Origin of the sequence: Actinomadura sp. NBRC 104425, from assembly GCF_030269545.1 — a bacterium.
GTDB lineage: Bacteria > Actinomycetota > Actinomycetes > Streptosporangiales > Streptosporangiaceae > Spirillospora > Spirillospora keratinilytica.
This window is the reverse complement of record NZ_BSTN01000029.1, coordinates 28993-55444: the sequence shown is the minus strand read 5'-3', so window position 1 is coordinate 55444 and position 26452 is coordinate 28993. Positions and strand designations below refer to the sequence as shown.

The 26452-nt window shown below is 69.2% G+C and carries 25 protein-coding genes; 12 read left to right on the top strand and 13 right to left on the bottom strand.

Annotated features, from left to right (window positions below; genetic code table 11):
- Positions 1 to 133: 133 nt before the first annotated feature.
- From QSK22_RS28725 to QSK22_RS28695, 7 genes are all read left to right on the top strand, one after another.
- Complete coding sequence (locus tag QSK22_RS28725; protein WP_285497554.1) at positions 134 to 628, top strand: hypothetical protein; 495 nt, start codon at positions 134 to 136, stop codon at positions 626 to 628.
- Positions 628 to 2022 carry a hypothetical protein gene (locus QSK22_RS28720; RefSeq protein ID WP_285497553.1) on the top strand — a complete coding sequence of 465 codons (1395 nt, stop codon included), beginning with the start codon at positions 628 to 630 and terminating at the stop codon, positions 2020 to 2022. Before QSK22_RS28725 ends, QSK22_RS28720 begins: the two co-directional genes overlap by 1 nt.
- A complete protein-coding gene (locus tag QSK22_RS28715; RefSeq protein WP_285497552.1) occupies positions 2019 to 3422 on the top strand; it encodes a VWA domain-containing protein in 1404 nt (467 codons plus the stop codon). The genes QSK22_RS28720 and QSK22_RS28715 overlap by 4 nt, the downstream gene beginning before the upstream one ends.
- A 42-nt stretch (positions 3423 to 3464) precedes the next feature.
- Positions 3465 to 4580, top strand: a complete 1116-nt coding sequence (locus QSK22_RS28710) for an ATP-binding protein (RefSeq protein ID WP_285497551.1) — start codon at positions 3465 to 3467, stop codon at positions 4578 to 4580.
- The gene (locus QSK22_RS28705) at positions 4577 to 7381 is read left to right on the top strand and encodes a DUF5682 family protein (protein ID WP_502872384.1); all 2805 of its coding nucleotides are present in this window, start codon (positions 4577 to 4579) and stop codon (positions 7379 to 7381) included. Before QSK22_RS28710 ends, QSK22_RS28705 begins: the two co-directional genes overlap by 4 nt.
- 432 nt (positions 7382 to 7813) lie before the next feature.
- The gene (locus QSK22_RS28700; protein ID WP_285497550.1) at positions 7814 to 8644 is read left to right on the top strand and encodes a hypothetical protein; all 831 of its coding nucleotides are present in this window, start codon (positions 7814 to 7816) and stop codon (positions 8642 to 8644) included.
- Entirely contained in the window at positions 8571 to 9263 is a 693-nt protein-coding gene (locus QSK22_RS28695) for a hypothetical protein (RefSeq protein ID WP_285497549.1), read from the top strand. Before QSK22_RS28700 ends, QSK22_RS28695 begins: the two co-directional genes overlap by 74 nt.
- A 299-nt stretch (positions 9264 to 9562) precedes the next feature.
- Here the strand turns inward: QSK22_RS28695 and QSK22_RS28690 are convergent, their stop codons facing one another.
- The 4 genes from QSK22_RS28690 to QSK22_RS28675 form a co-directional block, all read right to left on the bottom strand.
- Positions 9563 to 9769: a DUF397 domain-containing protein gene (locus QSK22_RS28690; protein WP_285497548.1), complete on the bottom strand. Its 207-nt coding sequence runs from the start codon at positions 9767 to 9769 to the stop codon at positions 9563 to 9565.
- A gap of 78 nt (positions 9770 to 9847) precedes the next feature.
- Positions 9848 to 10441 carry an SUKH-4 family immunity protein gene (locus QSK22_RS28685; RefSeq protein WP_285497547.1) on the bottom strand — a complete coding sequence of 198 codons (594 nt, stop codon included), beginning with the start codon at positions 10439 to 10441 and terminating at the stop codon, positions 9848 to 9850.
- Entirely contained in the window at positions 10438 to 10863 is a 426-nt protein-coding gene (locus tag QSK22_RS28680) for an ATP-binding protein (RefSeq protein ID WP_285497546.1), read from the bottom strand. The genes QSK22_RS28685 and QSK22_RS28680 overlap by 4 nt, the downstream gene beginning before the upstream one ends.
- A 66-nt stretch (positions 10864 to 10929) precedes the next feature.
- Positions 10930 to 11112: a hypothetical protein gene (locus tag QSK22_RS28675; RefSeq protein ID WP_285497545.1), complete on the bottom strand. Its 183-nt coding sequence runs from the start codon at positions 11110 to 11112 to the stop codon at positions 10930 to 10932.
- Between the two features lie 65 nt (positions 11113 to 11177).
- On the opposite strand from QSK22_RS28675, the gene QSK22_RS28670 reads away from it, so the two are divergent.
- The 4 genes from QSK22_RS28670 to QSK22_RS28655 are packed head-to-tail and all read left to right on the top strand — an operon-like array spanning position 11178 to position 12629.
- Positions 11178 to 12059, top strand: coding sequence for a helix-turn-helix domain-containing protein (locus QSK22_RS28670; RefSeq protein ID WP_285497544.1), 882 nt, complete (start codon positions 11178 to 11180; stop codon positions 12057 to 12059).
- Positions 12056 to 12250 (top strand): DUF397 domain-containing protein, encoded by a 195-nt coding sequence (locus QSK22_RS28665; RefSeq protein ID WP_285497543.1) that lies wholly within the window; start codon positions 12056 to 12058, stop codon positions 12248 to 12250. The genes QSK22_RS28670 and QSK22_RS28665 overlap by 4 nt, the downstream gene beginning before the upstream one ends.
- Complete coding sequence (locus tag QSK22_RS28660) at positions 12247 to 12447, top strand: DUF397 domain-containing protein (RefSeq protein ID WP_285497542.1); 201 nt, start codon at positions 12247 to 12249, stop codon at positions 12445 to 12447. The genes QSK22_RS28665 and QSK22_RS28660 overlap by 4 nt, the downstream gene beginning before the upstream one ends.
- A complete protein-coding gene (locus tag QSK22_RS28655) occupies positions 12444 to 12629 on the top strand; it encodes a DUF397 domain-containing protein (RefSeq protein ID WP_285497541.1) in 186 nt (61 codons plus the stop codon). The genes QSK22_RS28660 and QSK22_RS28655 overlap by 4 nt, the downstream gene beginning before the upstream one ends.
- 22 nt (positions 12630 to 12651) lie before the next feature.
- On the opposite strand, the gene QSK22_RS28650 is transcribed toward QSK22_RS28655, so the two are convergent.
- From QSK22_RS28650 to QSK22_RS28630, 5 genes are all read right to left on the bottom strand, one after another.
- The gene (locus tag QSK22_RS28650; protein WP_285497540.1) at positions 12652 to 14256 is read right to left on the bottom strand and encodes a serine/threonine-protein kinase; all 1605 of its coding nucleotides are present in this window, start codon (positions 14254 to 14256) and stop codon (positions 12652 to 12654) included.
- Positions 14257 to 14340: 84 nt separating this feature from the next.
- The gene (locus QSK22_RS28645) at positions 14341 to 17499 is read right to left on the bottom strand and encodes a type I restriction endonuclease subunit R (RefSeq protein WP_285497539.1); all 3159 of its coding nucleotides are present in this window, start codon (positions 17497 to 17499) and stop codon (positions 14341 to 14343) included.
- 3 nt (positions 17500 to 17502) lie between these two features.
- Complete coding sequence (locus tag QSK22_RS28640) at positions 17503 to 18798, bottom strand: restriction endonuclease subunit S (RefSeq protein ID WP_285497538.1); 1296 nt, start codon at positions 18796 to 18798, stop codon at positions 17503 to 17505.
- Positions 18795 to 20777, bottom strand: a complete 1983-nt coding sequence (locus QSK22_RS28635; RefSeq protein WP_285497537.1) for a type I restriction-modification system subunit M — start codon at positions 20775 to 20777, stop codon at positions 18795 to 18797. The genes QSK22_RS28640 and QSK22_RS28635 overlap by 4 nt, the downstream gene beginning before the upstream one ends.
- 32 nt (positions 20778 to 20809) lie before the next feature.
- Positions 20810 to 22906: an N-6 DNA methylase gene (locus QSK22_RS28630; RefSeq protein ID WP_285497536.1), complete on the bottom strand. Its 2097-nt coding sequence runs from the start codon at positions 22904 to 22906 to the stop codon at positions 20810 to 20812.
- A gap of 153 nt (positions 22907 to 23059) precedes the next feature.
- On the opposite strand from QSK22_RS28630, the gene QSK22_RS28625 reads away from it, so the two are divergent.
- Positions 23060 to 23974, top strand: a complete 915-nt coding sequence (locus QSK22_RS28625) for an exonuclease domain-containing protein (RefSeq protein ID WP_285497535.1) — start codon at positions 23060 to 23062, stop codon at positions 23972 to 23974.
- Between the two features lie 225 nt (positions 23975 to 24199).
- Here QSK22_RS28625 and QSK22_RS28620 read toward each other — a convergent pair whose 3' ends face one another.
- From QSK22_RS28620 to QSK22_RS28605, 4 genes are all read right to left on the bottom strand, one after another.
- Positions 24200 to 24796 (bottom strand): SUKH-4 family immunity protein, encoded by a 597-nt coding sequence (locus QSK22_RS28620; protein WP_285497534.1) that lies wholly within the window; start codon positions 24794 to 24796, stop codon positions 24200 to 24202.
- Positions 24793 to 25149 (bottom strand): ATP-binding protein, encoded by a 357-nt coding sequence (locus QSK22_RS28615; protein WP_285497578.1) that lies wholly within the window; start codon positions 25147 to 25149, stop codon positions 24793 to 24795. Before QSK22_RS28615 ends, QSK22_RS28620 begins: the two co-directional genes overlap by 4 nt.
- A 61-nt stretch (positions 25150 to 25210) precedes the next feature.
- Complete coding sequence (locus QSK22_RS28610) at positions 25211 to 25444, bottom strand: DUF397 domain-containing protein (RefSeq protein WP_425549610.1); 234 nt, start codon at positions 25442 to 25444, stop codon at positions 25211 to 25213.
- Positions 25445 to 25454: 10 nt separating this feature from the next.
- Complete coding sequence (locus QSK22_RS28605; protein WP_285497533.1) at positions 25455 to 26285, bottom strand: helix-turn-helix domain-containing protein; 831 nt, start codon at positions 26283 to 26285, stop codon at positions 25455 to 25457.
- Positions 26286 to 26452: the final 167 nt, after the last annotated feature.

Genomic DNA, 26452 nt, shown 5'->3' with positions numbered 1-26452 from the left:
AGCTGCATCAAGTTTGCAGCTCGTCACCGGGGTGGCCGCTGACCAGCCGGGACGGCGGGCGGGGCTCGAATGTCGGTGGAGGCCGATACAACGTTCGCCATCCGACGGACCGCAAGGGTGGAGGACGAAGTTCATGACTTCCGGCGACGCCGGGTGGGAGGAACGGAGCGCGGTGCGCGTGGTGCCGCCCCTCCGACCACGCAAACTGGCCAAGGTGCCCTTCGTCGAACTGGCGGAGGGCCGGTTGCAAGGGGTGGTGTCGAGCGGTTCGGACATCGCCCGCGTGTACGTCTCGTCGATCGCGGCCGGGACGCACAACTTCAGCTGCAGCACCAACAACAACCGGCCGTGCGCGGGCGCCGGAGGCTCCCGCCACTGCAAGCACCTCAAGGCGCTGATCGACGAGGCGGTCAGGCAGTACGGGTTCGACCGCGTCGCCCGCTACCTGAAGGTGGACGCCTCCGAGGGGGACGACCTGCATTTCCTGCTCAAGGGCAGGCTTGAGAAGGCACCGGCCGCCATGGTGTTCAGCCGGTTCCTTCGGCACCTGACCTATCTGCAGGTTCCGGCCGTCTCCGAGCCCCTCCCCGAGATGCACTGGTTCCCGGCCTGGAAGGCGGTGGCCTGATGCAGGCGGTACAGCTCGCCGAACTGCTCGCCCAGAGCCCGCCCGGCGTCGCCGAGGCCGTGGAGGTGGTCGCCGGGTTCGACGCCGCGCTGGCGGGCGGGCTCGCCCGGCTCGGCCCCCGGCACACCGAGGCGGTCAACGCGCTGGCCGCCGCGGTGGGCGCGTCCCCGCTCGGCACGGCGCTGGCGGACGCGTCCGCCAAGGTCGCCGGCGGCGCCATCGGCGTCCCCGAGATGACCGCGCTGGCGGGGGCGCGCGCCGCGCTGCTCGGTGCGGCCCATGACGCCCTGCTCGCCCGGCTCGACGGCGCGCTCGGCCGGTCCCGCGCCGTCTGGGAGGAACGCCCCGCCGAAGGCGAGCCGGTGCCCGCCAACCTGCTCGCCGCGGCTCGATCCTGGCTGCGTGAGCTGGCCATCGCCGGCTGGCTCGGCGTCGACGAGGGGCTGGCGTCGGCCGCCGAGCAGGCGGTCGAGGCGCTGTGGGGCGAGCCGCGGCTGCGCCGCCTCGCCGTCCTGCTCGACGGCATGGCCGCCGAGCTGCGCGTCTCGTCCCCGGTCGCGACGATGGACCGGGTCCCCGAACGCCGCTGGGCCGACCTGTGGACGCGCGCGGTGCTGCTGTCGCATTCGGGCGGCTGGACGGGCGGCACCGCCACCGTCTCCGGGCGGCTGCTGCCCCTCGGCGTCGACGTCCACGAGCACGGCACGGCCGTCCAGGCGCAGCTGCACGCGGTGCTGGAGCCCGCCGACGGCGACGGGCCGGTGCGGCTCGTCCGCGTCGCCGTCTCCGCCGCCAAGGTCGACACGATCGTCGGCCCGGAGGTGTGGAAGCTGCTGTCGGCCTACCCGACGCTGCTGGCGGCCCTCGCCGAGCACCGCTCCGTCAACGTCGCCGGCATGCGGCTGACCGCCGGCGGCGACCTGCTGTGGGACGAGGAGCGCGCCGAGGCCGGCGAGCCCGCCGACCCGTTCGCCACGGCCCGCGTCCGGCTCCCCGACGCCGAGGCCCCGGCCGTCGCGCCGCTCGACCGCCACCCGGTGCACATCGCCGAACCGGTGCTGGTCGAGGGCTACAAGGTCAAGCGGGAGGGCACGTTCGACCTGGGCGGCCAGATCCTCGCCGTCGACCTGGACCGGCTGCCGCCGGGCGGCCCGCTCACCGAGCGGCTCGTCACCGCCTCCACGGCGTGCATCGGCCTGCTCCGCTGGGACGCCGGGCGGTGGAGCCTGCAGCCGCTCGCCGTGCAGAGCGCCGTCAAGAAGCAACCGGTCGCGGCGCACAACGGCGACTGGGCGCTGGGCCCCACCGACCCGAAGGTCGTCAAGGCCCAGGTTCGGTCCGGCGACCCCGTGGCCGTCCTCACTGAACGCGCGGGAAGGCTGCTGCGCAAATGATCGACAGCGACGACGTCCACAGCGATGACGTCCGCCGCCAGGTGCTGCTGTGGCGGCTGCTGGGGCAGGTGTTCGACGTCGAGGAGCAGCCCGCCCTGGAGTCGGCGAGCCTGGCCGTCGTCGAGGAGCGCGGACTCCCGGCGGCGCTGCTCGACCCCGGCGTCTCGGTCGACACCGTCCTGCAGCGGTTCCCCGAACTGGAGGCCGAGTTCCGCGACCCGCTGGCCGAAGGCGACGTCGGCGACCGGGTGCGGCGCACGGCCGTGGTGTCGAAGCTGCTGCTCAACGCGTTCCGCACCGGCACTGGCGACGTGTCGGCGGAGCGGCTGGCCACCTGGCAGCGCGACGCCGAATGGCTGCGCCGCGCGCTCGGCGCCTGCGCCGGCCGCGGCCCCGGCCAGGGCGAATCGGGCGACGAACAGAGCGGCGCAGGCCAGGGCGAGCAGAACGGCTCCGGGAAGGGCTCCGGCCCGGGGCGCGGGTCCGGCGCCGGGCAGGGGTTCGAGGTCACCGACGCCGACCTGGAAACGTTCCTGGCCACCCTGGAGGGCGACCTGGTCAGCCGGATGCGGCTGCGCGAGGTGCTCGCCGACCCGGCGCTGGCCCGCCGGCTCACCCCGAGCATGCCGCTGATCGAGCAGCTGCTGCGCGACAAGCACAACCTGTCGGACGAGGCCCTCGCCAACGCCAAGGCGCTGATCAGGCGGTATGTGGACGAGGTCGCCGAGGTGCTGAGGACGCGGGTGGAGCAGACCAGCACCGGCAAGATCGACCGGAGCGTGCCGCCCAAGCGGGTGTTCCGCAACCTCGACCTCGACCGGACGATCTGGAAGAACCTGGTCAACTACGACCCGCAGGAGGAGCGGCTCTACGTCGACCGGCTGTTCTACAAGCACACCGCCCGCCGCACCACGCCCGCACGGATGATCGTGGTGGTCGACCAGTCCGGGTCCATGGTGGACGCGATGGTCAACTGCACCATCCTGGCGTCCATCTTCGCCGGGCTGCCCAAGGTGGACGTGCACCTGATCGCCTACGACACCCGCGCGATCGACCTGACGCCGTGGGTGCGCGACCCGTTCGAAGTGCTGCTGCGCACCACGCTCGGCGGTGGCACGCACGGGCCGGTCGCGATGCGGATGGCCCGGCCGAAGATCGCCGACCCGCGCAACACGGTGCTGGTGTGGATCTCCGACTTCTACGACGACCGGGGCCTGCTCGACGACTTCCGGTCGCTGCACCGGTTCGGCGTGAAGTTCATCCCGGTCGGGTCGGTCAACAGCTCCGGCCGCGCCGGCGTCGACCCCTGGTACCGGCAGAAGCTCAAGGAGCTGGGCACCCCCGTCCTGTCCGGCCACATCGACAAGCTCGTGTTCGAACTGAAGAACTTCCTGACCTGACGCCCCCGCACGCAACCGACGTTCATTGAGGAGACCCTTGCCATGACCGACGAGATGCTGCGCGCACCCGCCGAGGTCAAGTACGCCGACGAGCTCGACTACCTGGAGTCGATCGACGACGGGCACAAGCCGTTCTCGTGGCGGCTGAGCCCGCGGATGGTCCGCACGTTCATCCTCGGGTCGGAGCGCTCCGACGGCCTCGACCGGGAGATTCCGCAGAAGTGGTTCGGCGACCGCACGTTCGTCGAACGCGCCATCGTCACGCTCGCGTCCGACCGCGGGCTGCTGCTGATCGGCGACCCGGGCACCGGCAAGTCCTGGCTGGCCGAGCTGCTGGCGGCGGCGATCTGCCGCAACTCGACGCTGGTCGTGCAGGGCACCGCCGGCACCACCGAGGACCACATCAAGTACTCCTGGAACGTCTCCATGGTGATCGCCAAGGGGCAGTCCCGGGAGTCGATGATCCCCTCGCCCATCATGACCGCGATGGAACGGGGCATGATCGGCCGGTTCGAGGAGCTGACCCGCGCCACCAGCGACGTGCAGGACGCCCTCATCTCGATCCTGTCGGAGAAGTACATCTCCATCCCCGAGCTGGACGCCGACAACACCGTGTTCGCCAAGCCCGGCTTCTCCGTCATCGCGACGGCCAACAGCCGCGACCGGGGCGTCAACGACCTGTCCTCGGCGCTCAAGCGGCGCTTCAACTTCGTGCGCATCCCCGTGGTGACCAGCAAGAAGGCCGAGGCCGACATCGTGCGGTTCCGCACCACCGAGCTGCTGCGGCGGCACCGGATCGAGCTGGAGGTGGCGCCGTCGCTGCTGGAGGTGCTGCTGCAGAGCTTCGCCGACCTGCGCGCCGCCGCCGCGTCCGCCCGCAGCGACGACGAGAAGCTGGAGTCGGCGCTGTCGACGGCCGAGCAGATCGGCGTACTGGAGGACGCGATCCTGCACAGCCAGTTCTTCGGCGAACGGGAACTGCGCGCCGAGACGCTGGCGTCCTCGCTGGTCGGGTCGCTGGCCCGGCGCAGCCCGGAGGACCTGGCCATCCTCAACAAGTTCTGGCACGGCGTCATCGAACCGCGCAGCAAGGCCGAGCAGGGGCCGTGGCAGGGCTTCCTGGAGGGCGGCCGCGAAGCGCTGGCGAAGCTGTCATGACCGGCACGGCGACCGACGACATGACGGGCGGGGCGACAGGCTTGGACGCCGTGGCCGCCGGGCCGTTCGGCGGGCTGCGCGAGCAGCTGCTCGGGGCGGCCGAGCGGTTCGGCTCCGGCCCCGTCGCGCAGATCCTGGCCGGGATGGTCGAGGACGTCGACCGGGCGCTGCGCGAACCGCTGGAGATCTTCCCGGTGTGCCACCACTCGCCCGCCTCGGCGACGGCGATGGTCCGCCGGCTGCGCGACAAGCGGCCCAAGGTCATCTACCTGGAGCTGTGCGAGGACCTGCGGCCCCTGCTGGACGAGCTGCACAACTGCACCCTGCCGGTGGCGCTGCAGGCGTTCGCCGCCGACACCGACGGCTTCCCCGAGCGGTGGGCGCCGCTCAGCGTCATCGCGCCGATCACCGAGGCGTCCGCCGAATACCAGGCGATCTCCTACGCGCTGACCACCTCCGGCGTCGAACTGGTGCTGGTGGACCGGTCGACCGACCACGTCTTCCAGTGGGAGCCGCGCGACGCCCCCGCCGGCGACGGCGGACCCGACGGCGCCGGCGAGGGCGAGGACGACGAGGCGGCGCTGCACGGCGACGCGGTCGGCGTCGAGATCGGCGACCTGCGGCCGGGCTTCGCGGAACTGGAGGAGCACCTGCTGCACCACGGCAAGGTGCGGCACTGGTCGGAGTGGTGGGACCAGTACGTCGAGCAGCCGCTGGTCGACGCCGACTACGACACCTACCGCCAGGTCATGGTGCTGATCGGCAGCCTGTTCCGGCGGCTGCGGCCCGAGGGGGCCGCCCGCACCCGGGTGGACGAGGACCGCGAACGCTACATGTGGACGCGGATCCGCGAGCATCTGGCGTCCTCGGGCGCCGACCCCGCCGACTGCCTGTACGTGTGCGGCGCCTTCCACGCCGCCAGCCGCGTCCCCGAGTTCGGCCTGCACGGCGCGACGGGGTTCGAGATCGGCCCGCGCACCGCCACGAAATGGCAGTACGGGCTCATCCCGTCCAGCCACTCGGCGATCGAGGCGCAGTTCGGGCTCGCCCCCGGCTCGGTGTCGATCGCCGCCGCGACCTGGAAGAAGGCGCTGCAGCGCACCGGCATCAAACCGTTTCGGCTGGACGGCCGGCGCAAGGGCCGCGCCAAGCCCGCGCAGCCGCGGCCCGGGCCGGTGACCGACCGGCTGTCGGGCTTCCTGACCACCGCGCCCGCCCCGCACGGCATCGACGAGCAGGAACTGCTCGGCTGGTGCGTCGACATCGTCCGGCTGGCCCGCAAGAACGGCTACCCGTCCAGCACCGCCGACGCCATCGCGGTGTACGAGACGTCGATTCTTTTGGCCGGGATCCGCGGCCGGCGGCGGCCGACGCCGTACGACTTCCAGGACGCCGCGGTCACCTGCATCGAGAAGGACGCCGTGCCGGGCCGCCGCGACATCGCGCGCCTGTGCGAGATCCTGCTCGGCGGCGACCGGGTGGGCGCGGTCGGCTACGACGCCCTGCCCCCGCTGGCCCGCGACGTCCTCGACCGGCTGGCGCCGCTCGGCTTCGACCTGGAGAAACGCACGATCCACCGGGCGCTGCTCAACCTGGACGCCGATCCCGACCTGCGGCCGTGCTCGGACCTGCTGTGGATCCTGCGCCGGCTGGTGCCCGACGCCGCCCGGCCCATCATCGGCACGCGCCGCCTGGGCGAACGCTCCAGCCAGGAGAGCTGGGACGTGGCGATCGGCCGCAACATGCGGGCGATCGTCGAGCTGGGCTACGAGGGCGTCACCGTCGAACAGGTGCTTGAGCAGCGGCTCCGCAAGACCGTGTACGCGCCGAAGGCCACCGCCGCGCAGGCGCTCGCCGCCGTGGAAGACTCCATCCTCTACCTCGGCGGCAGGCGCTTCACCGACGAACTCGGCGCCCGCGCGGTCGAGCTGCTGGCCGCCGAACGCACGGTGGACGACGCTCCCGAGGTGCTGCGCCGCGCCCGGCGGCTGATCTCCTACTACCAGGCGACCGAACCGGAACTGCCGCAATGGTGCCGGTCGTTCGTGACCGCGGGATACGCGCACTACTGCACGCTGCTGCCGACCGCGTTCGCCGACGACGACGCCGGGGCGCGGCAGGTCGCGGCGATGCTCGGGTTCCTGCTCGGCATGGAGAGCCTGGCGCTGTCCCTCGGCTGCGACCACACGCAGTTGGAACTGGCCGTTCAGCAGTCGCACCCGGAGGCCCCCGACAAGGTCGCCCTGCTGTGGGCGGCGCAGACGCAGCTCGGCCTGCTCCCGCTGGACGAACTGCGCAGGCGCTGCGACGGACTGCTGGACAACCCGCTGGTCGTCCCGTCGTTCCCGCTGTATTTGAGCGGCTTCGTCCAGGCCCTGGAACCCGTCCCGTCGCTGGCGTCGCTGGTGGTGGAGATCCTGTCGAAGGCGTTCGCGCGCCTGCCCGACGAGGTGCTGCTGCCGTGGCTGCCGAAGCTCATCACCACCCTGAAGGACCACGCGGCGGAGATGGTGCCCGTCCTGATCAGGGAGGCGGGCCGCACCTTCCCCGCGACCCTGGCCGCCCTGGACGCCTGGACCCCGCCCTGGTCGGCCCCGCCGGAGGCCCCCGCACCGCCCGTGGACGCGGGCCCCGCTGGCGACCTGCTGGCGGCGAACCCCGCGACCTGCGACGCGGTGGCCGCCCTGTTGGGCCTGCCGCCCGACTGGCCGACCGGGCCGTCCGACCCCACCGGGCCGGTCGCCGCCCTGCTGGCCGACCACCCCGCCACAGCGGACGCGGTCGCCGCCCTCCTCGCGTGAGCGCCACGTCCGGGCGGCAGGCTCCCTTCGGCCCGCCGCCCGGACGGCCCTCCCGCGGCTTGCGAACCGCCGGACAGCACGCCGGTCGCCGCCGTCCGCCTCGGAACCGCCCGAAGTCGGCGCCCGCCGACCGAGCCCGGGCTCAGCCGGGTCAACCCTGGTGAAAACCCGGCGGAACGCGGGGCCCGGTACTGCGCATGCCGGTCTTTCGAGCCGTGCGCCTTTGGGACAGCTCCAGCGGCGGCGCCGGATCGCCGCCGCTGCACCCGCCGACGGCTCGCAGCCGTCGCCGAGAGCAAGGCGTACGGCGGCCATCCGTCCATGCCCGCGGCGTTCGACCGCGGGCGGCTGCCGTCGGACAGTGACAGGCGCGAGCGGGACGTCAGCGGCTAAGGCCGGGGCCGCTTGGCGACTGAAGCGGAAAGGTTCTGTATGTCCCCCCGTCAGGACCGGCACCGGACGTTGTGGTGGGCCGCGCTCGCGGCGAGCGCCCTTCCCCTTGTGCTCGGACTGCTGCTCAACGTCCTGAGCAGGGGCACCACGGTGGGGATGGGCTTCGGCTTCGCGGGCGCCGCCGAGTGCCGGGGATGGCGGCTGCGGATGGAGCTGGGGCCGCTGCAGTGGCTGACGGGCATGCCGTTCCTCGTCGTCGGCCCCGCATTCATGGTGTGGGCGCGCACACGGTCACGGGTGCCCGGGTGGACGGCGGTGACGATTCTCCTGGTCGCCGGGCTGATGAAACCGCTGTCGGCCGCCTATGACCTGGCGGTATGGGGCGAAGGCTGCGCCGCCCTGTGGGAGCCGCTCGTGCCCCGCACGCTCGGATGGGACCTCCTTGCCCTCGTCCCGGCCGGCCTGATCTATTTGACGGTGCGCCGACGCCGCGGTCGTTGGGCCATGGCGTTCGCGTTGGCGGTGATGCTGCTGCTCACTGTCGGCGGCGACCACGGACGTCAGGAGATCGCCGCGATCGGCCCGGAAGACTGCCGGCCCGGCCGCGTCCGCCTTCCGCAGGCCCAAGGAACCGCGGGGATCGAGGCGATCGCGCGGATGCCGGTCAGGGAACGCGAACGCCTATCTGTGCATGGTGCGCGGCCACGACTACCCCGCCTACTCCCCGGCGAAGCCACTGCACGAGGACGTCGACGACGGCGAGCTTCTCTGGCGGGGACGACGCGTGTGCACGCGCATGGACTCACAGGGCCGCCCCACCCCGGCCGCCCTGGACGAATGGCGGCATCTGGGCGGACGCGCCGGTTTTGAGACCGTGCTCGCCTACCTGTGCCCGGACGTGGCGCTACGCCAGGCGCGGGCGGCCGCCGAGACGCGCCGACGCCTGGAGCGCGAGTACCAGAAGGAACAGGCCAGAGACGAGGCGACCTGCCGCCGCTCCGTCCGGCGCGACCCGAGGGCCGTGCGGCAGAAGACGGCCCTGGTCACCACGGGTGAGGGCGGCGGCTACTACATCGCCGACGGACCCAGCCCCAGCGACCCGTTCGGCCAGGCGATCAAGGACGGCCTGGTCGCCTCCAGCGGCCCGGCCGCCGCGGTGATGACCGGTGTGGAGAACGACGACATCTGCGTCACCGTGCGCGCCTACCGCAAGGCCCCGCCGCTGGTCCTCAAGGGCTGGGACCGCGTCCAGGAAGTCGGCATCGACAGCCCGCGCGGCACCGCCAAGCTCTACATGCCGATGGACACGCCACCAAACCTGCCGCCCCTGACCGCCGCAGGCCCCGGCCCGTACCGCGTCCGCGTCCACGTACGCAACCGCGACGCCGCCGACCTCCCCAACAGCCCCCTGGAAATCCACTTGGTCCAGGTCTTCCCGGGCACGCTGAAAAAGCCCGTCCTCCACAAAAGCACCGACCCCCGCCGCTGACTCAGCCGTACAGCGCGCGGACACCGGACGCAGTGTCCGCGCAACGGCCTGCCCGGCGGCAGCGGACACGGTGTTGACGCCGGGCGCGCGACGCGGTGGATTGCCGCCGCTGAGCTTCCCTGATCGGGGGTGTCCGCAGTGCCCCGGTTTTCAGGCTGGGGTGAAACGGACCTTTGCGCATAGCGGGGCAGGGAGAGCCGATTCGCCGTCAAGGCGGATCGGCTCTCGGTGGGTTCACGCTCAGTGGGGTCGGACGCGCCGGTTTGCCGCTCGATGTACTACCCAGGCCGAGGAGCGCGTCAAAGGTCGTGTCGTCCGGCTCGTGCTCGGGCCACGAAGGCGGCCCATGCCTGCGGGCTGAAGACGAGGTGGCCGGAGTCGGGGGCCTTGCTGTCGCGCACTCCGATGCCAGCCGCGAGGTTGGCGACCTCGACGCAGTCACCACCGGCGCCGTTGCTTCTGGAGCTCTTGCGCCACGTGGCGCGGGAAGCGTCCGGGAATCGCATGTTCTCCCGCACCTCCTTGTCTTCCGTTGCCAGCGTATATCGCTCGTTTTCGGCCGGACACCGGTCAGAAAGGGAAGTTCACTCCAAGGGACGGTCTCTGGTGGGGGAGTGGGCGGCGAGGTAGGCGCGGTACTGGAGTGCCAGGGTCTCCAGGGAGAGTCTGGGCCAGCGGGTCAGGGCGCCGGTGTGGCGGTCGATGACGAGGAGAGGGCCGTTCGCGTCCGGGCCGTGGACGGGCCACGCCACGTATCCGTACTCGAACTCGCGGATCTCGATGGGGACCGGGTGGCGGTCCCGGGACAGGCAGGCGTCGGCCCTCCGCCAGGCTTCCGCGCGGTCGATGGCGAGGGGGCGGGAGCCCTGGACGGCCATCACCTGGGCGACGCGGTGAAGGGTCGGGCACTCGGGGGTGCGGCAGGCCCGGCAGACCTGGCGGCCGGACGGGTCGGTCTGCGGGCGGTGGGCTTCCAGGACGGCGATCAGCGCGGTCGCGCAGCCCAGCACGAGGGGGCGGGCGTTGCGCAGGAAGTGTCGGCTGTGCGGGTCCAGGTGCCCGATGAGATGGGTGACGGCCGTGTTGATGGCGTCGGGGTCGGCGCGCAGAGCGGTGGAGACGCAGGCGTGCACGCGCTGCTGTACCCACGCGTGAAGGGCGTGGTGTGGGGCGGTCATGCCGGCAGCCCTCTGGTGAAGACGGCCGTCACGGTGCGGCCCCGGTCGTTGCCGTGCCAGCCCCAGCTGGTGGCGGTGAGCGCCACGGTGCGCAGGCCGCGACCGGTCTCGTCGAGCTCGCCGGCGTCCCGCGCGGCCGGCTCACCGGGACCGCCCTGGTCGGCGACGGACACCGCGATGCGGTCACCCGTGGAAAGGACTTCGACGGTGAACGAGCCCCCGCACTGCCCGGACTTGGTGTGGCGGAGCGCGTTCACCACGATCTCGTCCACGGCGAGGATCACGTCGTCAAGGACTGGGCAGCCCGCCAGCAGGCAGGCCACGAACCGGCGGACGGCCCGCGCCTGCTCCAGCGCGCCGGGGAACGTCCGCCGCCAGTAGAGCGGCGCGGTGACCGTGTTCGTGGGGATTGTCGAAAGCATGCGCACCTCGCGGGGCTTGGTCTCGTCGGGAAGCGGGTGGGCGCCACCTGCGCGGTGGCCCAATGCTCACACGCCATCACGATCGGTAGAGGTGAACTGCCCGTCACTCTCCGGCCGGGCGGCCGATTGCTGCATGCCGCCTCGGAACGTGCGGAAGCAGAACGTTCCAGATGCGCACGCACGTTCGGTGTCCGAATTCGGCCATTCGACGATCGCGGGAATCGGCGAGCGCATAACGTTGGCATCCATGCACCGTCGGTAATCGGGCGTGCTCAGCGTGCTGGTGCGTCCGCAAGTCCCCCGGGAGGTCGCCGATGACCAGCCCTTACGTTCGACGCCACCGCCTCGCCAAAGAGCTCCGCCGGCTGCGTGAGGAACGCGGCCTCACCACCGACGAGCTGGGCCGCCTCATCTACTGCAACCGCACCAAGATCTCCAAACTGGAGAACGCCCAGATCCGCCCCGACCTCGGCGAGGTCGTCAGCATTCTCAAGGCCCTCGACGTCACGGGGCGGGAATACAAGAAGGTCTTCGAGCTCGCCCACGCCGCGTCCGTCAAGCACTGGTGGGACAAGATCGGCAACACCATGGGCCCCCGCCAGCGCCTCTACGCCGACCTGGAGTCCGGCGCCAAGACCATCCGCAGCTACAACCAGATCGCTATCCCCGCTGTCTTGCAGACCCGGGAGTTCATTGACGCCTTGATCGAGATAGATCGGGCTTCCGGTCCCCTCGAATACCGCCCCGAACGCATGATCGAAGCCCGACTGCGGCGCCAGCAGCACCTCCTCAGCCCGGAGGGCCCCACCTATGAGGCCGTGCTCGACGAGTGCATGATCTATCGGCTCGGTGTGCCTCGCGAGGTGATGCGTGCCCAGCTCCGGCACCTGGTCGGAGTTGTCTCATCGGAGCCGCGCATCACCCTGCGGGTGCTGCGTTACAACGCCTACCGCCGAGGGGGCTTCATGCCTCCGACCTCGTTCTGGCTCTACACCTTCCCGGAGAAGGCAGACCCACCAATGGCTGTGGTTGACACTGCTACCACTGATCTCGTATTCACCGAACGACGGGAAGTGGCACGGTATACCGGAGACTACGACCTGCTGAGGAGGATCGCCCTGTCCCCGGCGAAGAGCTTGGCCTTCCTCACTCAGGTTGCAGAGGAACTGGACGACGGGATGGAATCCCCAACATGATCGCGAAGTACCAGCACTGGCGTAAGGCCAGCCGCAGCCGTCCCAACGGAGAGTGCGTGGAGGTGGCTAGGGCCGCTGACGGGATGATCGGTGTCCGTGACTCCAAGGCGCCCGGCGGCGCCGTGCTTGAGTTGAGCCGGTCGCAGTGGGCGCGCTTCGTCGCGGCCGTTCGCGAGGCGACCGAGGCATGAGCGTGAAGTACACGCACTGGCGGAAGTCGAGCCGCAGCGTTCCTAATGGGGACTGTGTGGAGGTGGCCAGGGGCACCGATGGAACCGTCGGTGTCCGTGATTCCAAGGCGCCCGGCGGTGTCGTTCTTGAGTTGACTCGGTCGCAGTGGGCGCGCCTCATCACGGTCGTCCGGGACGTGTCCGGAGAGTCATCATGAAGTACCTCCACTGGCGCAAGTCGCGACACAGTGAGCCGAACGGTGATTGCGTCGAGGTGGCCCGCGCCAACGATGGAACCATCGGCATCCGGGACTCCAAGGCGCCCGGTGGTCCCATCCTTGAGTTGGCTCGGGGGCAGTGGGCTCGCTTTCTCGCGGTCGTCCGGGCGTCGGGAGCGTGATGCGGCCGACGGGTCGGCGGGGCTAGGTGGTCGCGGGGCGCTCGTCGGTCTCTTGCAGGTGGTTGAGGAGGGCGGCGAGTTCGGCGGTGTCCGGGTCGTCGGGGCCTTTGAGTACGAGCATGTCCTGGTGCAGCTCGCTGAGCAGCGGTAGAACCTCGTCGATCCGCTGCTCGGCCAGCATCAGCATGATGATGTCCCTGCGGATCGCCAGCACCTCGTCAGCGCCGTCGCCCAGCGCCATGCGGTAGCCGTCCAACACCTCGCGGAACTGCCGCAGCGCCGTCGTCGACTCGCCGAGCTGCGCCCGGCTGAACGCGGCCTGGCGGCGGCAGGCCAGCGCATCCTCGTCGAGCGGGCCCCGGGTGCGGGCGTACGCGGCGGCCAGCCGGTCGAACTCCGGTGCGGCCCGCCGGTAGTTCTCCCCGAGGAACAGCGCGACGGCCCGGTACTTGCGCAGCTCCAGCACGCGCGGGTTCTCCGGGCCGACGACCGGCGCGGCCCGGTCCACGGCGGCCTCCAAGACTTCGGCCGCCTGGCTGAACCGTTCGCCGTCCAGCAGCCGCTCCGCCTCGGCGAACGCCGCCTCGATCGCGTCGCGCACCCCGCTCGGGTCGGTGACCGGCATCGGCTGCGTCCGCGTCGGGGGGAGCGTCTCGGGTTCGGCGGCGCGGGTGCGTGCCAGCGGAGCCAGCGGCGTCCGGTAGGGGCGGGTCGGGTCGGGGACGTCGTCCGGCGGCAGCTCACCCGGAGCGACACCGGTCTCGCCGCGGTCGGGCAGGAACGGCAGCAGCCGCTCGTACACCTCCTGCGCGTCGGCGGGACGCTGCTCGGGGTTCTTCTGCATCAGTTGCAGGACGAGCCGTTCCAGCGGTTCGGGCACGTCCGGCCGAAGCCGGCGCACCGGCGTCGGCTTCTCGTGCAACTGCTGGTACATCTGCTGCGGCGGCGTGGCGCCCTTATTGAACGGTTCGCCGACCAGCAGCTCGTACAGGACGCAGCCCACCGCGTAAAGATCGGTCCGCGGGCTGAGCTGGGCGCTCTTGAGCTGCTCGGGAGCCATGTAGCGGAGGGTGCCGACGTACGTGCCCTCCTCGGTCAGCCGCGTGACGTCGCTGCGCAGGATCGCCGCGACACCGAAGTCCAGCAGCTTCACGGTGCCGTCGTCGGCGACCATGATGTTGCCCGGCTTGATGTCCCGGTGGACGGCCGGGATGGCGTGCGCGTACGACAGCACCGTGCACACCTGCGCGATCACCGACGCGGCCCACGCGACGGGTAGCGGATGGTCGGGCCGGACGAACGCCTTGAGCGTCGTCCCGGACACCAGCTCCATCACCAGGTACAGGTTCACCGCCGACTCGTCGTCGAGTACCGCGTCGTAGACCTGCGGGACGCCCGGATGGTTGATGCGCGCCGTGACGCGTGCCTCGCGGCGGAACCGCTCGGCGAGCATCATGGCCTGTTCGGGAGTGTCGAGCCTGTCCCTGAGGATCTGCTTCACCGCGACCGGGCGGTCCAGCACGGTGTCGTATCCGCGCCAGACCTGCCCCATTCCGCCGGGCGTGAGCTTCTCGACCAGCTCATACCGTTCGCCGATCACCGTGGGCGGCTCCGATCCCCGCGTCACTGCCTGGACGCTGCCGACTTGACTGGCCTTGTCACAAGTGTGGCAGCGTGGGTGATCTTGCGTCCATCGCAATGGGCTCCCCGGTCAGGCCGTCTTCGACAGGCCCGCGTTACGCCGGATCATGTTCCACGCCGCCCGGCGCATCTCGCTGTTGAGCCGGGACCGGAAGTCGCCGTCATTCTTGTCGAAGTACCGGCGGCCCAGCTCGGCCTGCGAGTCGAAGTGCTCGGCCATCTTGTCCTCGAACACCTCGTCGAAGACGGGCGCGAACGCTTCATCGTCCGGCGTCGCCACGGCCGCGAGCTGCACCCGCTCGTCGGCCACCGTCTCGTTGAACGGCTTGATCACATCCTGCTCGGTCCACTGGGTGCCGAACCGCTCGTTGAACCGCTGGATGATCTCCGACAGCGGGGACTTCTCCGGCTCCTTGGCGCCTCCCTGGCCGTCCCCGAAGCTCTTCAGCTCCGCCTTCTCACCGTCCGGGGACAGGCTCGCATCGTGCTCGCCGGTCTTCTCCAACCGGATGTGCGTCATATCGATCTCGCCGATGTCGACGCTTCCGTCTCGGCGGCGCTCCAGCCGGGTCAGCAGGTACCGGCCGTACCGGTACAGCCGCTCCAGATCGGCGTCGCGGTAGGGGATGATCTGCGCGAGGAAGGCGTACTTGCGGCAGAAGTCGTTCAGGTCGGCGCGGAAGTCCTCGGCACGCTGCCAGTCGTCTTCGTCGTCGCCGAACAGCAACTCGGCGTGCCGCCTCACGGCCGGCTCGATCAGCCGGTACAGCTCCGGCTGCGCCTTCTCCCAGGCGGACGGGTCGCCCTCGGCACGCAGGTAGACCTTCATGAACTCCTGCATCTCGGCGTCGAACAGGATTTCCGCGCGCATGACCCGGCTCTGCGCCTGGTAGAGCATGTTCGGGTCGGACGGCAGAGCCGCGGCGTCCTCGTAGAACGGCCGGAACGCCTCCTGGATGGCGTCGGCCTCGTTGACGAAGTCGAGAACGGCCAGGTCGGCCTGCGACTTGCGCTCCGCGGTGCGGTTCAGCCGCGACAGCGTCTGGACGGCCGCGATGCCGTGCAGCTTCTTGTTGACGTACATCGTCGTCAAAAGCGGCTGGTCGAACCCGGTCTGGTACTTCTCCGCGACGACCAGGATGCGGTACTCGGGCCTGCCCCTGCCGCCCGCCTTGACGGCGTTGTCGTCCTTGCGGGTGTAGGCGAACGCCTTCGGCAGCTCCTTCTCGGAGATGCCGTTCTCCTGAGCCTCGGTGGTCTCCTCGCCGTCCACGTCCAACGTCCCGGAGAACGCCACCAGGACGCCGATGTCATAGCGGTGGTCGGCGATGTACTGCTTGATGGCGCGGGACATCTTCACCGCCGCGAGCCGGGACGCGGTGACCACCATGGCCTTGGCGCGCCCGCCGAGACGGCCGCTCGCCTGGGAACGGAAGTGCTCCACGATGACCTGTGCGTGCTGCACCACGGTCGAGTCGTGCAGCAACGCGAACTGGGTGAGCATCGGGTTGGCCTTGGCCGGGTCCACCTCGACGTCATTGGCGTCCCTGCTGACCAGCTTCCAGAACGTCTTGTAGGTGACGTAGTTGCGCAGCGGATCGAGGATGAAGCCCTCGTCGATGGCCTGGCGCATCGAGTAGGTGTGGAACGGCCAGTACTTGCCGTCCTCGCGCAGGTCGCCGAACAGCTCCAGCGTCTTGGCCTTCGGCGTGGCGGTGAACGCGAAGTAGGACAGGTTGGCGGCCTGGCCGCGCTCGGCGGCGAGCTGCTCGAGCCTGGCGTCGGTGTCGCCCTTGGCGGCCGACGCGGCGCCCTGCTCGTCGTCGTCGGCGTCCAGGCCGAGGCCGCGCAGCACCTTGCGGACGGCGGTCGCCGCATCGCCGGACTGCGACGAGTGCGCCTCGTCCACGATGACGGCGAACCGGCGGCCCTGGATCTCGACCGGGTTGGCCTGCAGGTAGTCCACCAGCGCCGGGAAGGTCTGCAGCGTGACGGTCACGATCTTCCCGCTGGCGCTGGACAGCGCCTGCGCGAGCTGCGACGACTTCGACCCGTCGCTACCGTCGATCTTCACCACGAGCCCGTGCGTCTGCTCGAAGCTGCCCACGGTCTCGCGCAGCTGACCGTCAAGGTTCGTCCGGTCGGTGATGATAATGGTCTTGTCGAACACCGGTTCGCCCGGCTTCACCCCGCGCTCGGCCGCCCCCGGCGCCAGCTCGGCCGGATCGGTGGGCGTGTGCAGCGAGGTCAGCCGGTGCGCCAGCCACGCGATCGTGTTGGACTTGCCAGACCCGGCCGAGTGCATCACCAGGTAGTTGCGGCCGGCGCCGTGCCGCGCGGCGTGCGCGGTCAGCTTCCGGACGGCGTCCCACTGGTGGTACCGGGGGAAGACCAACCGCTTGGTGGTCCGGCCGCCGGGGACCTTCTCCCGGTGCAGGTGGACGAACCGTTCGAGCAGGTCGAGCCAGTTGTCCGACTGCCAGACCTCCTCCCACAGGTAGGAGGTCGCGTACTTGCCGGGCGCCGGCGCGGGGTTGCCCTTCCCGCCGGAGTTGCCCGGCCCCTCGGACCCCTGGTTGAACGGCAGGAAGCGGGTCGTCTTTCCGCGCAGCTCCGGCGCGACGAACACCAGGTGCGGGTCTACGGCGAAGTTCGCCACCACCCGCTTGGCGAAGATCGGCTCCGACCAGTCGCGGTCGGCGCGGTACTGCTGCTTGGCCTCTTCGACCCCCTGCCCGGTGAAGGTGTTCTTCACCTCGGCGGTCGCCACCGGGATGCCGTTGAGGAAGAGCGTCAGGTCAAGCCGATTGCCCCTCCCAGTGTGCTTGGTGGCGTACTCCAGCTCCCGCACGACGGTCAGCCGGTTGGCGTAGTAGTCGTGCAGGACGTCCTCGGAGAGCACGAGGGACGGCTTGAAGAAGGCGACCTTGAGGCGCACGCCCCGGTCCTTGACGCCCTTGCGCAGGACATCCGGCAGCCCATCGGTCTCGATCGCCTGCCCGAGCCGCTTGGCGAACCCGAGCCGGGCCGCCTCCGCGTCACCCCCGTAGTAGTTGAGCAGCTCGTCCCACTCCTGCGGCTGCGTCGCCTCGATGAAGGCGAACAGCTGGACGGGGTCCAGCGCCAGCTCGGGCCGGTAGTCCCCCGGCGACCCCAGCTCCCACCTGTCGTTCTCCGTCAGGTGGGCCACGATGTGGTCTACGAAGACCTTCTCCTGGTGCACCGCCATGATCTAGTCCTCTATTCCGCGCCCACTCGCCGTGGACACATCGAACTCCCCGGTAACCGCCGCCGTAATCAACGCCCTCCGCCGCTCTTGCAGCAACTCTTGAGCTCGCTTAAGCGAAGTATCAATCTCTTTGATATGGGTGATTTGTTTGGTGATTCTCGCTGCCAATTGATTGCCATTCGATGGGATTGGTATGCGATAGCTCCGAAGTTGTTCCCCTGTGAGGTGAGGAATGGTTGCGATGTTTCCTTCGGCTGTGAATAGTCCCACGTACTTTGCAAGTTTAAGCCAGTACATGAGCCATTCGACGGGAAGATGACTAATGCTGCGAACGCGATGGAGAGACTTTTGGTAGAAGCATTCTTGGATGCGTCCATCCCACACGGCTGCCTCGGCAATACCGGCGCCGCCTTCGCACACTAGCAAGTCCCCCGGCTGTAGAAGATACCTGTGATAATCCTCCGGCTCGAAGGTCATTGTAGCGACGTCGCTGATGTCAATCTCGTACCAGTGGATATTTGCGTTCCGTAGATAAGGCTTTTTATTTGGCCCGGAGCTCCGTTCCTTATTTAGCATCTTCCCGAGGTCGGTGGCATAGTAGGCATAGACGGGACCTACTGACCAATCTGTGGGAATGTATGGCAGCCAAGGCCATCCGGTGGACTTGCCTGTGTCTGCACTTGCCCCTCCACTTAGTACGCTTGCGATGATGGACACCTCGCGCTCGGCCAGAGCGGATCTTTGTTTGTCTCGTTCCTGGAGGAGTGAATCGATGCGGGCGGTCTCGGCGTCGAGGAAGTCGGCGATGCGTCGCTGCTCCTCCAAGGGAGGAAGTAGTATTGGGATCGCTCGAAACTCGTCAAAAGGCAAGTCCCATTGGTTTGGACGAATTCCCTTGGAGAGTGATTGATAGATGTGAATGTATGGCCAGCTTCGCAGGATGTGGTGAATATATCTAGAATAAACTTCGCCCGTTAGTTTGCATACATAATATGCAGGGCTCACTATTCCGCGATACTTTGATACGGCAAGAGATCCTTGCCATGTCTTCATTTTATTGAGAACAAGGTCTCCTGGTTCGACAAGTAGGTAGGCGCTCAGATCCTCGCTGGGTTTGTTGTAATTATCGTCGCGGGTGGACTTGGGGACTATGCCGTGGTCGCGGTATACGGAAAGAAGTTGCTCTTGGGGATGATTGGAATTTTCTCTTCTCTGAAGAATCGTCCAAAGGGGGCGCCGTTCCCAGTGGCGAGGGGCGGCATCGAGAACGCTTATATCGATGGTAAATGCCGTGGTCACTCGGTCACCTCGGAGAGGAGGGTTTGGATTTCGGCTTCGAGGGCCTTGAGCTCGGCGTCGATCTCGGCCAGGGGGCGGGGCGGCTGGTAGACGTAGAAGTGGCGGGTGAAGGGGATCTCGTAGCCGATCTTCGTCTTCGTCTCGTCGATCCAGGCGTCGGGGACGTGGGGGAGGACCTCCCGGCGCAGGTACTCGTGGATGTCCTCGTCCAGCGGGACGTTCTCGTAGTCGCGCAGGTCAGGGTCTGGCTCGGGCTCGCCTTTCTTGAGTTGGACCTCGCCTTCGGGGTCGCGGACACCGATGATGTCGCGCAGCTCTTTCAGGAACGGCTGCTTGCTGGGCCACAGGACGCCGGCCTCGGCCATGGCCGCGCGGAGCGCGTCGTAGGCGTCGAGCTTCTTGCTCCAGGTTTTGCCCACGAGCGGCTTGAGGGCGTCGGCCATCGCGTCCGTGTCCACATGCTTGGCGAGCTTGGCCGAGTCGCGGATGGCGTCGAGCGTGGCTTCGGTGATCTCAAAGCGGAGCTTCAGCGGGCGCTCCACCGTGATGCGGCGGTAGCCGAAGTCCTCATTGCGGAAGACCTTGACCTTGCCGTGCAGCGGGTGCTCGGGGTCGGCGGCGACCTGGAGGGCCTCGCCGTAGAGCTGGGTGAGCTCGGAGATCTGCTCGTCGGTGATGTACTTGCGCTTGTCGCCCAGGGACTTGCGCATCTTGGCCCAGTGCTCGCGGGCGTCCAACAGGATGACCTTGCCCCGGTGGTCGGGGTCCTTGCGGTTGGTGAGGATCCAGAAGTACGTAGAGATGCCGGTGTTGTAGAAGAGCTGGTCCGGCAGGGCGACGATCGCCTCAAGCCAGTCCTTCTCCAGGATCCAGCGGCGGATCTCCGACTCGCCCGAGCCGGCCGCGCCGGTGAACAGCGGCGAGCCGTTGAAGACGATGGCGATGCGGCAGCCGTCCCGGTCCACCGGCCGCATCTTCGAGATCATGTGCTGGAGGAACAGGAGCGAACCGTCGGAAGAGCGGGGGAGCCCGGCGCCGAAGCGGCCGTTGAACCCCAAATTCTCGTGCTCCCACTCGACCTCGCTCTTGTACTTCTTCCAATCCACTCCGAACGGCGGGTTGGCGAGCATGTAGTGGAAGGTCTTGCCCTTGTGGCCGTCGTTGGTGAACGAATTGCCGTGGACGATGTTGTCCGGGTCCTGGTCCTTGATCATCAGGTCGGAGCGGCAGATCGCCCAGGACTCGGGGTTGAGCTCCTGCCCGTACACCTTCACGTTCGCGAACTTGTTGTGCTCGCGGATGTACTCTTCGGCAATGCTGAGCATCCCGCCCGTCCCGCAGGCCGGGTCCAGGATCTCGCGGACGGTGCCCGGCTGCGACAGGACATCATGGTCGGGTGCCAGCAGGAGGTTCACCATCAGCTTGATGACCTCGCGCGGGGTGAAGTGCTCACCGGCCGTCTCGTTGGACGCTTCGGCGAACTTCCGGATCAAGTCTTCGAAGACGTAGCCCATCAGGTGGTTGTCCACCACCTCCGGCCGCAGGTCCAGGTCTGCGAAGCGTCCGACGACCAGGTAGAGCAGGTTCGCGCCGTCAAGCTTCTTGATCTGCTGGGCGAACTCGTACTTCTCCAGCACCTCGCGGGCGTTGGGGGAGAACGCTCCGATGTAGGCCTGCAGGTGCCTGGCGCACTGCGACGGGTCGCCGGCGATCTGCTTCAGCGTGTACTTGCTGATGTTGTAGAACCGGTGCCCCGAGGCCCTGCGGAGGAAGCGTTCCAGGTCGATGTTCTCGTTCTTGCGCTGCTCGTAGGTCTCTCGGACTTGCTCGCGGGTCGGCTCAAGGACGCACTCCAGACGCCGCAGCACGGTGAACGGCAGGATGACCTTGCCGTAGTCGGACTGCTTGTAGTCGCCGCGCAGCAGGTCCGCGACGGACCAGGCTCGGTTAGTCAGCTCCGAGAACTTGGCGGTGTCCAACGGGTTCCTTCCGGTTCCGTGGGGCGGGTTAATCAATGGTTGCGCTTCGCGGGGGTGTGCGCGCGGGAATTGCCAGGGTCATGACCCGGCGGGGCGAGTGCTCCGGCGGTGAGGCCGGTGGTCAGCTCGCGTGCGGTCTCCTCGGCCAGGCGGCCCGCGATCTCGGCCGCTCGCCTCAGTGCGGCGATTCGTTTGAACGCCCTCCCGTACGCGCGTTGTTCGTCCAATGGCATGAGTGGGACGCGCAACCTGCGGGGTTGGATGCGGATGATCGATGTTCCCGTGGCGGCGCCGTGCACGTTCTCCTCGGCCGACAGGAACCCGGCGAGGAACCAAGAATCCAGCCGTGACGGGTCCGGGCGGAACAGCAGCACGTGCGGGCCGAGCATGCTGCCGGCTTCCTCCGGGCCGACGACGCGGGCGCGCACCCCGCCGCCGATGGTCTCCGGAAGCAGGACGTCCCCTTCCTTCAGGAGGACCGGCGACAGGAAGTTGTAGTCGGCCTGGTTCTTGGACGGGGCGCCGCCGTTCGTGACGTCCTGTGCCGACATCACCCGCGCTCCGCTGCCGTCCGCGGGCTCGCCCGTCTTCTGCGACCCGGTCACCGCGCGTTCCATCGCCAGCGCGTTGCCGCGCAGCAGGTCGCCGACGGTCACCGTCCGCCACGTCACCGGCTCGTCCCCGGCCGCGGGCCAGTCCGCGTCGTCGCTCGCGAGCAGGGCTTCCGCGGCTCGGCGCAGCTCCGCGCGCCGCCGGTTCACCGTCGCCGCGAAGTCGCCGGGCGTGACGACCGGCGCCACCGCGCGGACATGCCGGACGGGGGTCAAATCCATCTCCGCGCGCATCAGGTCGAGCACGGGCACGGCCCGGGCGACCCCCGGCACCGGCTCGAAGTCGTCCGGGGCGGCGGCGAACGAACGCCATGCGTCAAGCACCGCGGCCCGTACGGCGTCCCAGCCGTCCGCTTGCGAAGCGTCCACGAACAGGACGGGGTCTGCCGCCGGGCGAGCCGGGTCCGGGCGCCGCAGCACCCACAGGTGCAACCCCACGTTGAATGGGGGAGCCGCACCGGGCGCCAGCGAGATGACGGCTCGTATTGCGCCGTTGCGCGCCAGTTCCGCCCGGATGCGCCGCCCGGAGGGACGCTCGGCCACTCCGGGCGGCATCAGCATCACCGCGATGCCGTCCGGCTTCAGGTGCGCGAGGCAGTGCTGCACCCACGCCAGTTCCGATTCCAGCTTCGGCGGGAGACCGTAGACCCATCGCGGGTCGTAGGAGAGCTCGTCGTGGCCCCATGACCGGTCGGCGAAGGGCGGGTTGCACAACACGGCGTCGACGGCGAGCCCCGGGAAGGCGTCGGCGCGCAGGCTGTCGCCGGCCCGGATCGTCGTGGCGGCGTCCGGGGCGAGGACGCCGAGCCGGGCCGCGGCCAGGTCCGCCCGTTCGGCCACGACGTCCTGACCGAAGAGGCGGGTTGCTCCGCGCTGTGCGGCCGCGGCCAGGAGCCCGCCTGCGCCGCACGCCGGGTCCAGCACCTGTGGCGGGACGCCGTCCGGCAGTAGATCGGTCATCAGCTCGATCACCGGCTGCGGGGTGGCGTACGAGCCCCGGACCGTCGTGTCCGGTGCGAGCCGTCCGCCGATCAGTTCGACCGTGGGCAGGGCGCCTTCCTCGCGGACGCACGTCACGACCTTCCGCAACAGCGCCGCGTCATCCGGGCGGAACTCACATTCGGCGACCGTCGGCACCGCTTCGGCGAACGGCTCGGCGACCTTGTCCAGCTCATGGATGAGTGCGGCGTCGGGCAGCTCGGCCAGCTCGCCGACCGCCTCCGGCGCCATGCGGGACAGCGCGATCACGATCGGATACAGCGCGTTGAGCGGCGTGCCCGCCTGCCGATTGCGCAGCTCGGTCGCGAGTTCGTCCTTGGCGGAGGGCTCGGGCAGCTGTCCGCGCGCCGCCAGCCACGCTTCGACCTCGGCGCGGTCATAGGTGGGGCTGCTCTCGGTGCCGCCACTCGGGCGCGGGAAGTCCGCGTGGCGGCGGCGCCAGTTGCTGACCGTCGCGCGGGTGACCCCGGCGAGCCGGGAGATCTCGGCGGCGGTGAGTTGCTCGGTCTGCTGCGGCATCGGGCTTCCTGTGGGAGCTGCTCTGGCGGGAGTGGGCCCTACTGTACACACTCCCCCCGGCCAAGTGAACCGTTTGACTGTGCTTTCGGTTCATGGTCTTATGTGTCCTGCTTTCGCTGAGGTCCACGCGAGGAGTGATGGATGACCGGTTGGGTGGCGATCGACTTCGAGACGGCGAACGCGTTCCCCGGCAGCGTGTGCGCCGTTGGGCTCGTCCGCGTGGCGGACGGAAGAATCATCGGCGAGTGGTCATCGCTGATCCGGCCGCCGCAGGGGTACGACTACTTCGACCCGTGGAACGTGGGAATCCACGGCATCACCGCCGCCGACGTCGCCGACGCCCCGGGGTGGGAGCCGACGTTGAAACAGATCATGGCGTTCGCCGACGGCGATCCGTTCGTCGCGCACTACGCACCGGCCGACACCCGGTTCCTCGCCAGAGCCTGCGAGGTGAGCGGTATTGACATCCCCGATCTGCGGTTCGCATGCAGTGCGGTGCTCGCGCGTCAGGTGTGGCCGGAGTTGCTGTCCTACAAGCTGCCGGTCGTCGCCGACCACCTCGGTATCGACCTGGACCACCACAACGTGCTGTCCGACGCCCGCGCGGCGGCACAGATCGTGCTCGCCGCGCAGTACCGGCACGGGGCGCCCACGCTGGAGGAACTGCTGGACGCCTACAAGATCCAGATGGGGGAGTTCCGGGCAGGACAGCGCACGGGGTGCCGCCACCGGGGGAGCTGGCGGCGTGCACCGTTTCCGGAGGCCGATCCCAACGCCGACCCGGACAACCCGTTCTACGGCCTGACCGTCTGCTTCACCGGAAGCCCGGGGATGACCAAGCGCCAGGCAAGCGAGCGGCTCGCAGCACTCGGCGCAAAGCCCGTCGTCAACATTAGCAAGGCCGTCGATCTGCTCGTGGTGGGCGAAGTCGATCCCAGCTGGCTCGCCCCCGGCGCCACGATGACCGGCAAGCTCGCCAAGGCCCAGGAATACCGGGAGCAGGGCTGCGACATAGAGATCATCGACGCGGAGCAGTTCCTGGAGCGCCTCTCCGCCGCCGAGGGGTGAAGGGCGAAGATCAACATGTCGTGACCGGACCTGTTCGCGCCGACGCCATTGCAGGCGGCGGTCCACTGCTCCGTCAGGAAGCGCGCGCCGAGTCCGACACGATCGACGCCCGATGGCGCCACGTGGCGCGGGAAGCGTCCGGGAATCGCATGTTCTCTCGCACCTCCTTGTCTTCCGTTGCCAGCGTATATCGCCCGTTTCGGCCGGACGCCGGTTGGAAGAAGCTCACTTCTGCGGAGGGTGGTCTCTGGTGGGGGAGTGGGCGGCGAGGTAGGCCCGGTACTGGAGTGCCAGGGTCTCCAGGGGGAGTCGGGGCCAGCGGGTCAGGGCGCCGGTGTGGTGGTCGATGACGAGGAGAAAGCCGTTCGCGTCCGGGCCGTGGGCGGGCCACGCCACGTATCCGTACTCGAACTCGCGGATCTCGATGGGGACCGGGTGGCGGTCCCGGGACAGGCAGGCGTCGGCCCTCCGCCAGGCTTCCGCGCGGTCGACGACGATGGGGCGGGAGCCGTGGACGGCCATCACCTGGGCGACGCGGTGAAGGGTCGGGCACTCGGGGGTGCGGCAGGCCCGGCAGACCTGGCGGCCGGACGGGTCGGTCTGCGGGCGGTGGGCCTCCAGGACGGCGATCAGCGCGGTTGCGCAGCCCAGCACCAGGGGGCGGGCGTTGCGCAGGAGGTGTCGGCTGTGCGGGTCCAGGTGCCCGACGAGATGGGTGACGGCCGCGTTGATGGCGTCGGGGTCGGCGCGCAGAGCGGTCGAGACGCAGGCGTGCACGCGCTGCTGTACCCATTCATGGAGGGCGTGCTGTGCGGCGGTCATGCCGGGAGCCCTCTGGTGAAGACGGCCGTCACGGTGCGGCCCTGGTCGTTGCCGTGCCAGCCCCAGCTGGTGGCGGTGAGCGCCACGGTGCGCAGGCCGCGGCCGGTCTCGTCGAGCTCGCCGGCGTCCCGCGCGGTCGGCTCGCCGGGGCCGCCCTGGTCGGAGACGGACACCGCGATGCGGTCTCCCGTGGACAGGACCTCGACGGTGAACGAGCCCCCGCACTGCCCGGACTTGGTGTGGCGGAGCGCGTTCACCACGATCTCGTCCACGGCGAGGATCACGTCGTCAAGGACTGGGCAGCCCGCCAGCAGGCAGGCCACGAACCGGCGGACGGCCCGCGCCTGCTCCAGCGCGGGGGATCGTCCGCCGCTGCTGCTGTTGAGCTTCCCTGATTAGGGGTGTCCGCTCCTGCTACAGGTCGTGTCGCCCGGCTCGGGCTCGGGCCAGAAAGGCGGCCCATGCCTGCGGACTGAAGATGAGATGACCGGAGTCGGGGGCCTTGCTGTCGCGCACTCCGATGCCGGCCGCGAGGTTGGCGACCTCGACGCAGTTACCACCGGCGCCGTTGCTTCTGGAGCTCTTGCGCCACGTGGCGCGGGAAGCGTCCGGGAATCGCATGTTCTCCCGCTCCTCCTTGCCTTCCAATGCCAGGTGGTTACGACATCTCGTCGGCTGCGCGGGCGATGAGCGCCTGGGAGTCGCTGGGGCACAGGGCCGCCGCGCGCAAGTGGTCGAATGCCAGCGTATATCGCTCGATCTCGTGTGGCTTCTCCAGATAGAGGCCGCCTGTCTGCATCTCCATGTAGACCACCTTGGAATCGGACGGCTCCGGAAAGCCGAGGATGGAGAAGGACCCGCTCATCGCGGGATGCGCCCCGGCTCCGAACGGGAGTACCTGGAGGGTGACGTTCGGCAGCTTCGCCACGTCGGATAGGTGAGCCAGCTGAGCCCGCATGACCTGGGCGCCCCCGACCTGACGGCGGATGACGGCTTCATTGAGTACGACCCAGCATTTGGGCGCGGTAGGGGCCGTGAGGCGTTCGGTGCGCGCCATGCGGACCTCGACGAGCTTATTGATCTCGTCTTCGTCATCGAGAAGGAACGCCTGGAAGATCGCGCGGGCGTAGTCGGCGGTTTGGAGCAGGCCGGGGACATGTTCCGAGTCGTATTGGTCTATGGCCACGGCTTCGGACTCCAGCCCGACATAGACCTCGAACCACGTGGGAATGACTTCCCCGTAGCTGTGCCACCAGCCCTTCTGCCTGGCTTCGCGGGCCAGCACGAGCAGGACCTCACGCGCCTCCCCTTCGACGCCGTACACGTTGAGCAGGTGCTTGACGTCGCGCGGAAGGACGCTGACACGAGCGTTCTCGATGCGGCTGACCTTAGCGGTAGACCATTCCAGCCTTTCGGCTACCTCTTCGAGGGTGAGACCTGCTGCCTCTCGGTGTTTGCGCAGCTCACCGGCCAGGCGGCGGCGCTTCACGGTGGGGGCGCTCCTCGTGACCATGGACACCAGCCTTGTGATCAGTAGTTTGCATCTGTAATTTTCCGATGCGAAGTGCGATCGGCAAGTTACAGTCTGCCACTGTCGCTGGGCGTGCGCAGCCGAAACGCAAACGGCCCCGGGCCGGTGCCAGCACCACCGCGTCC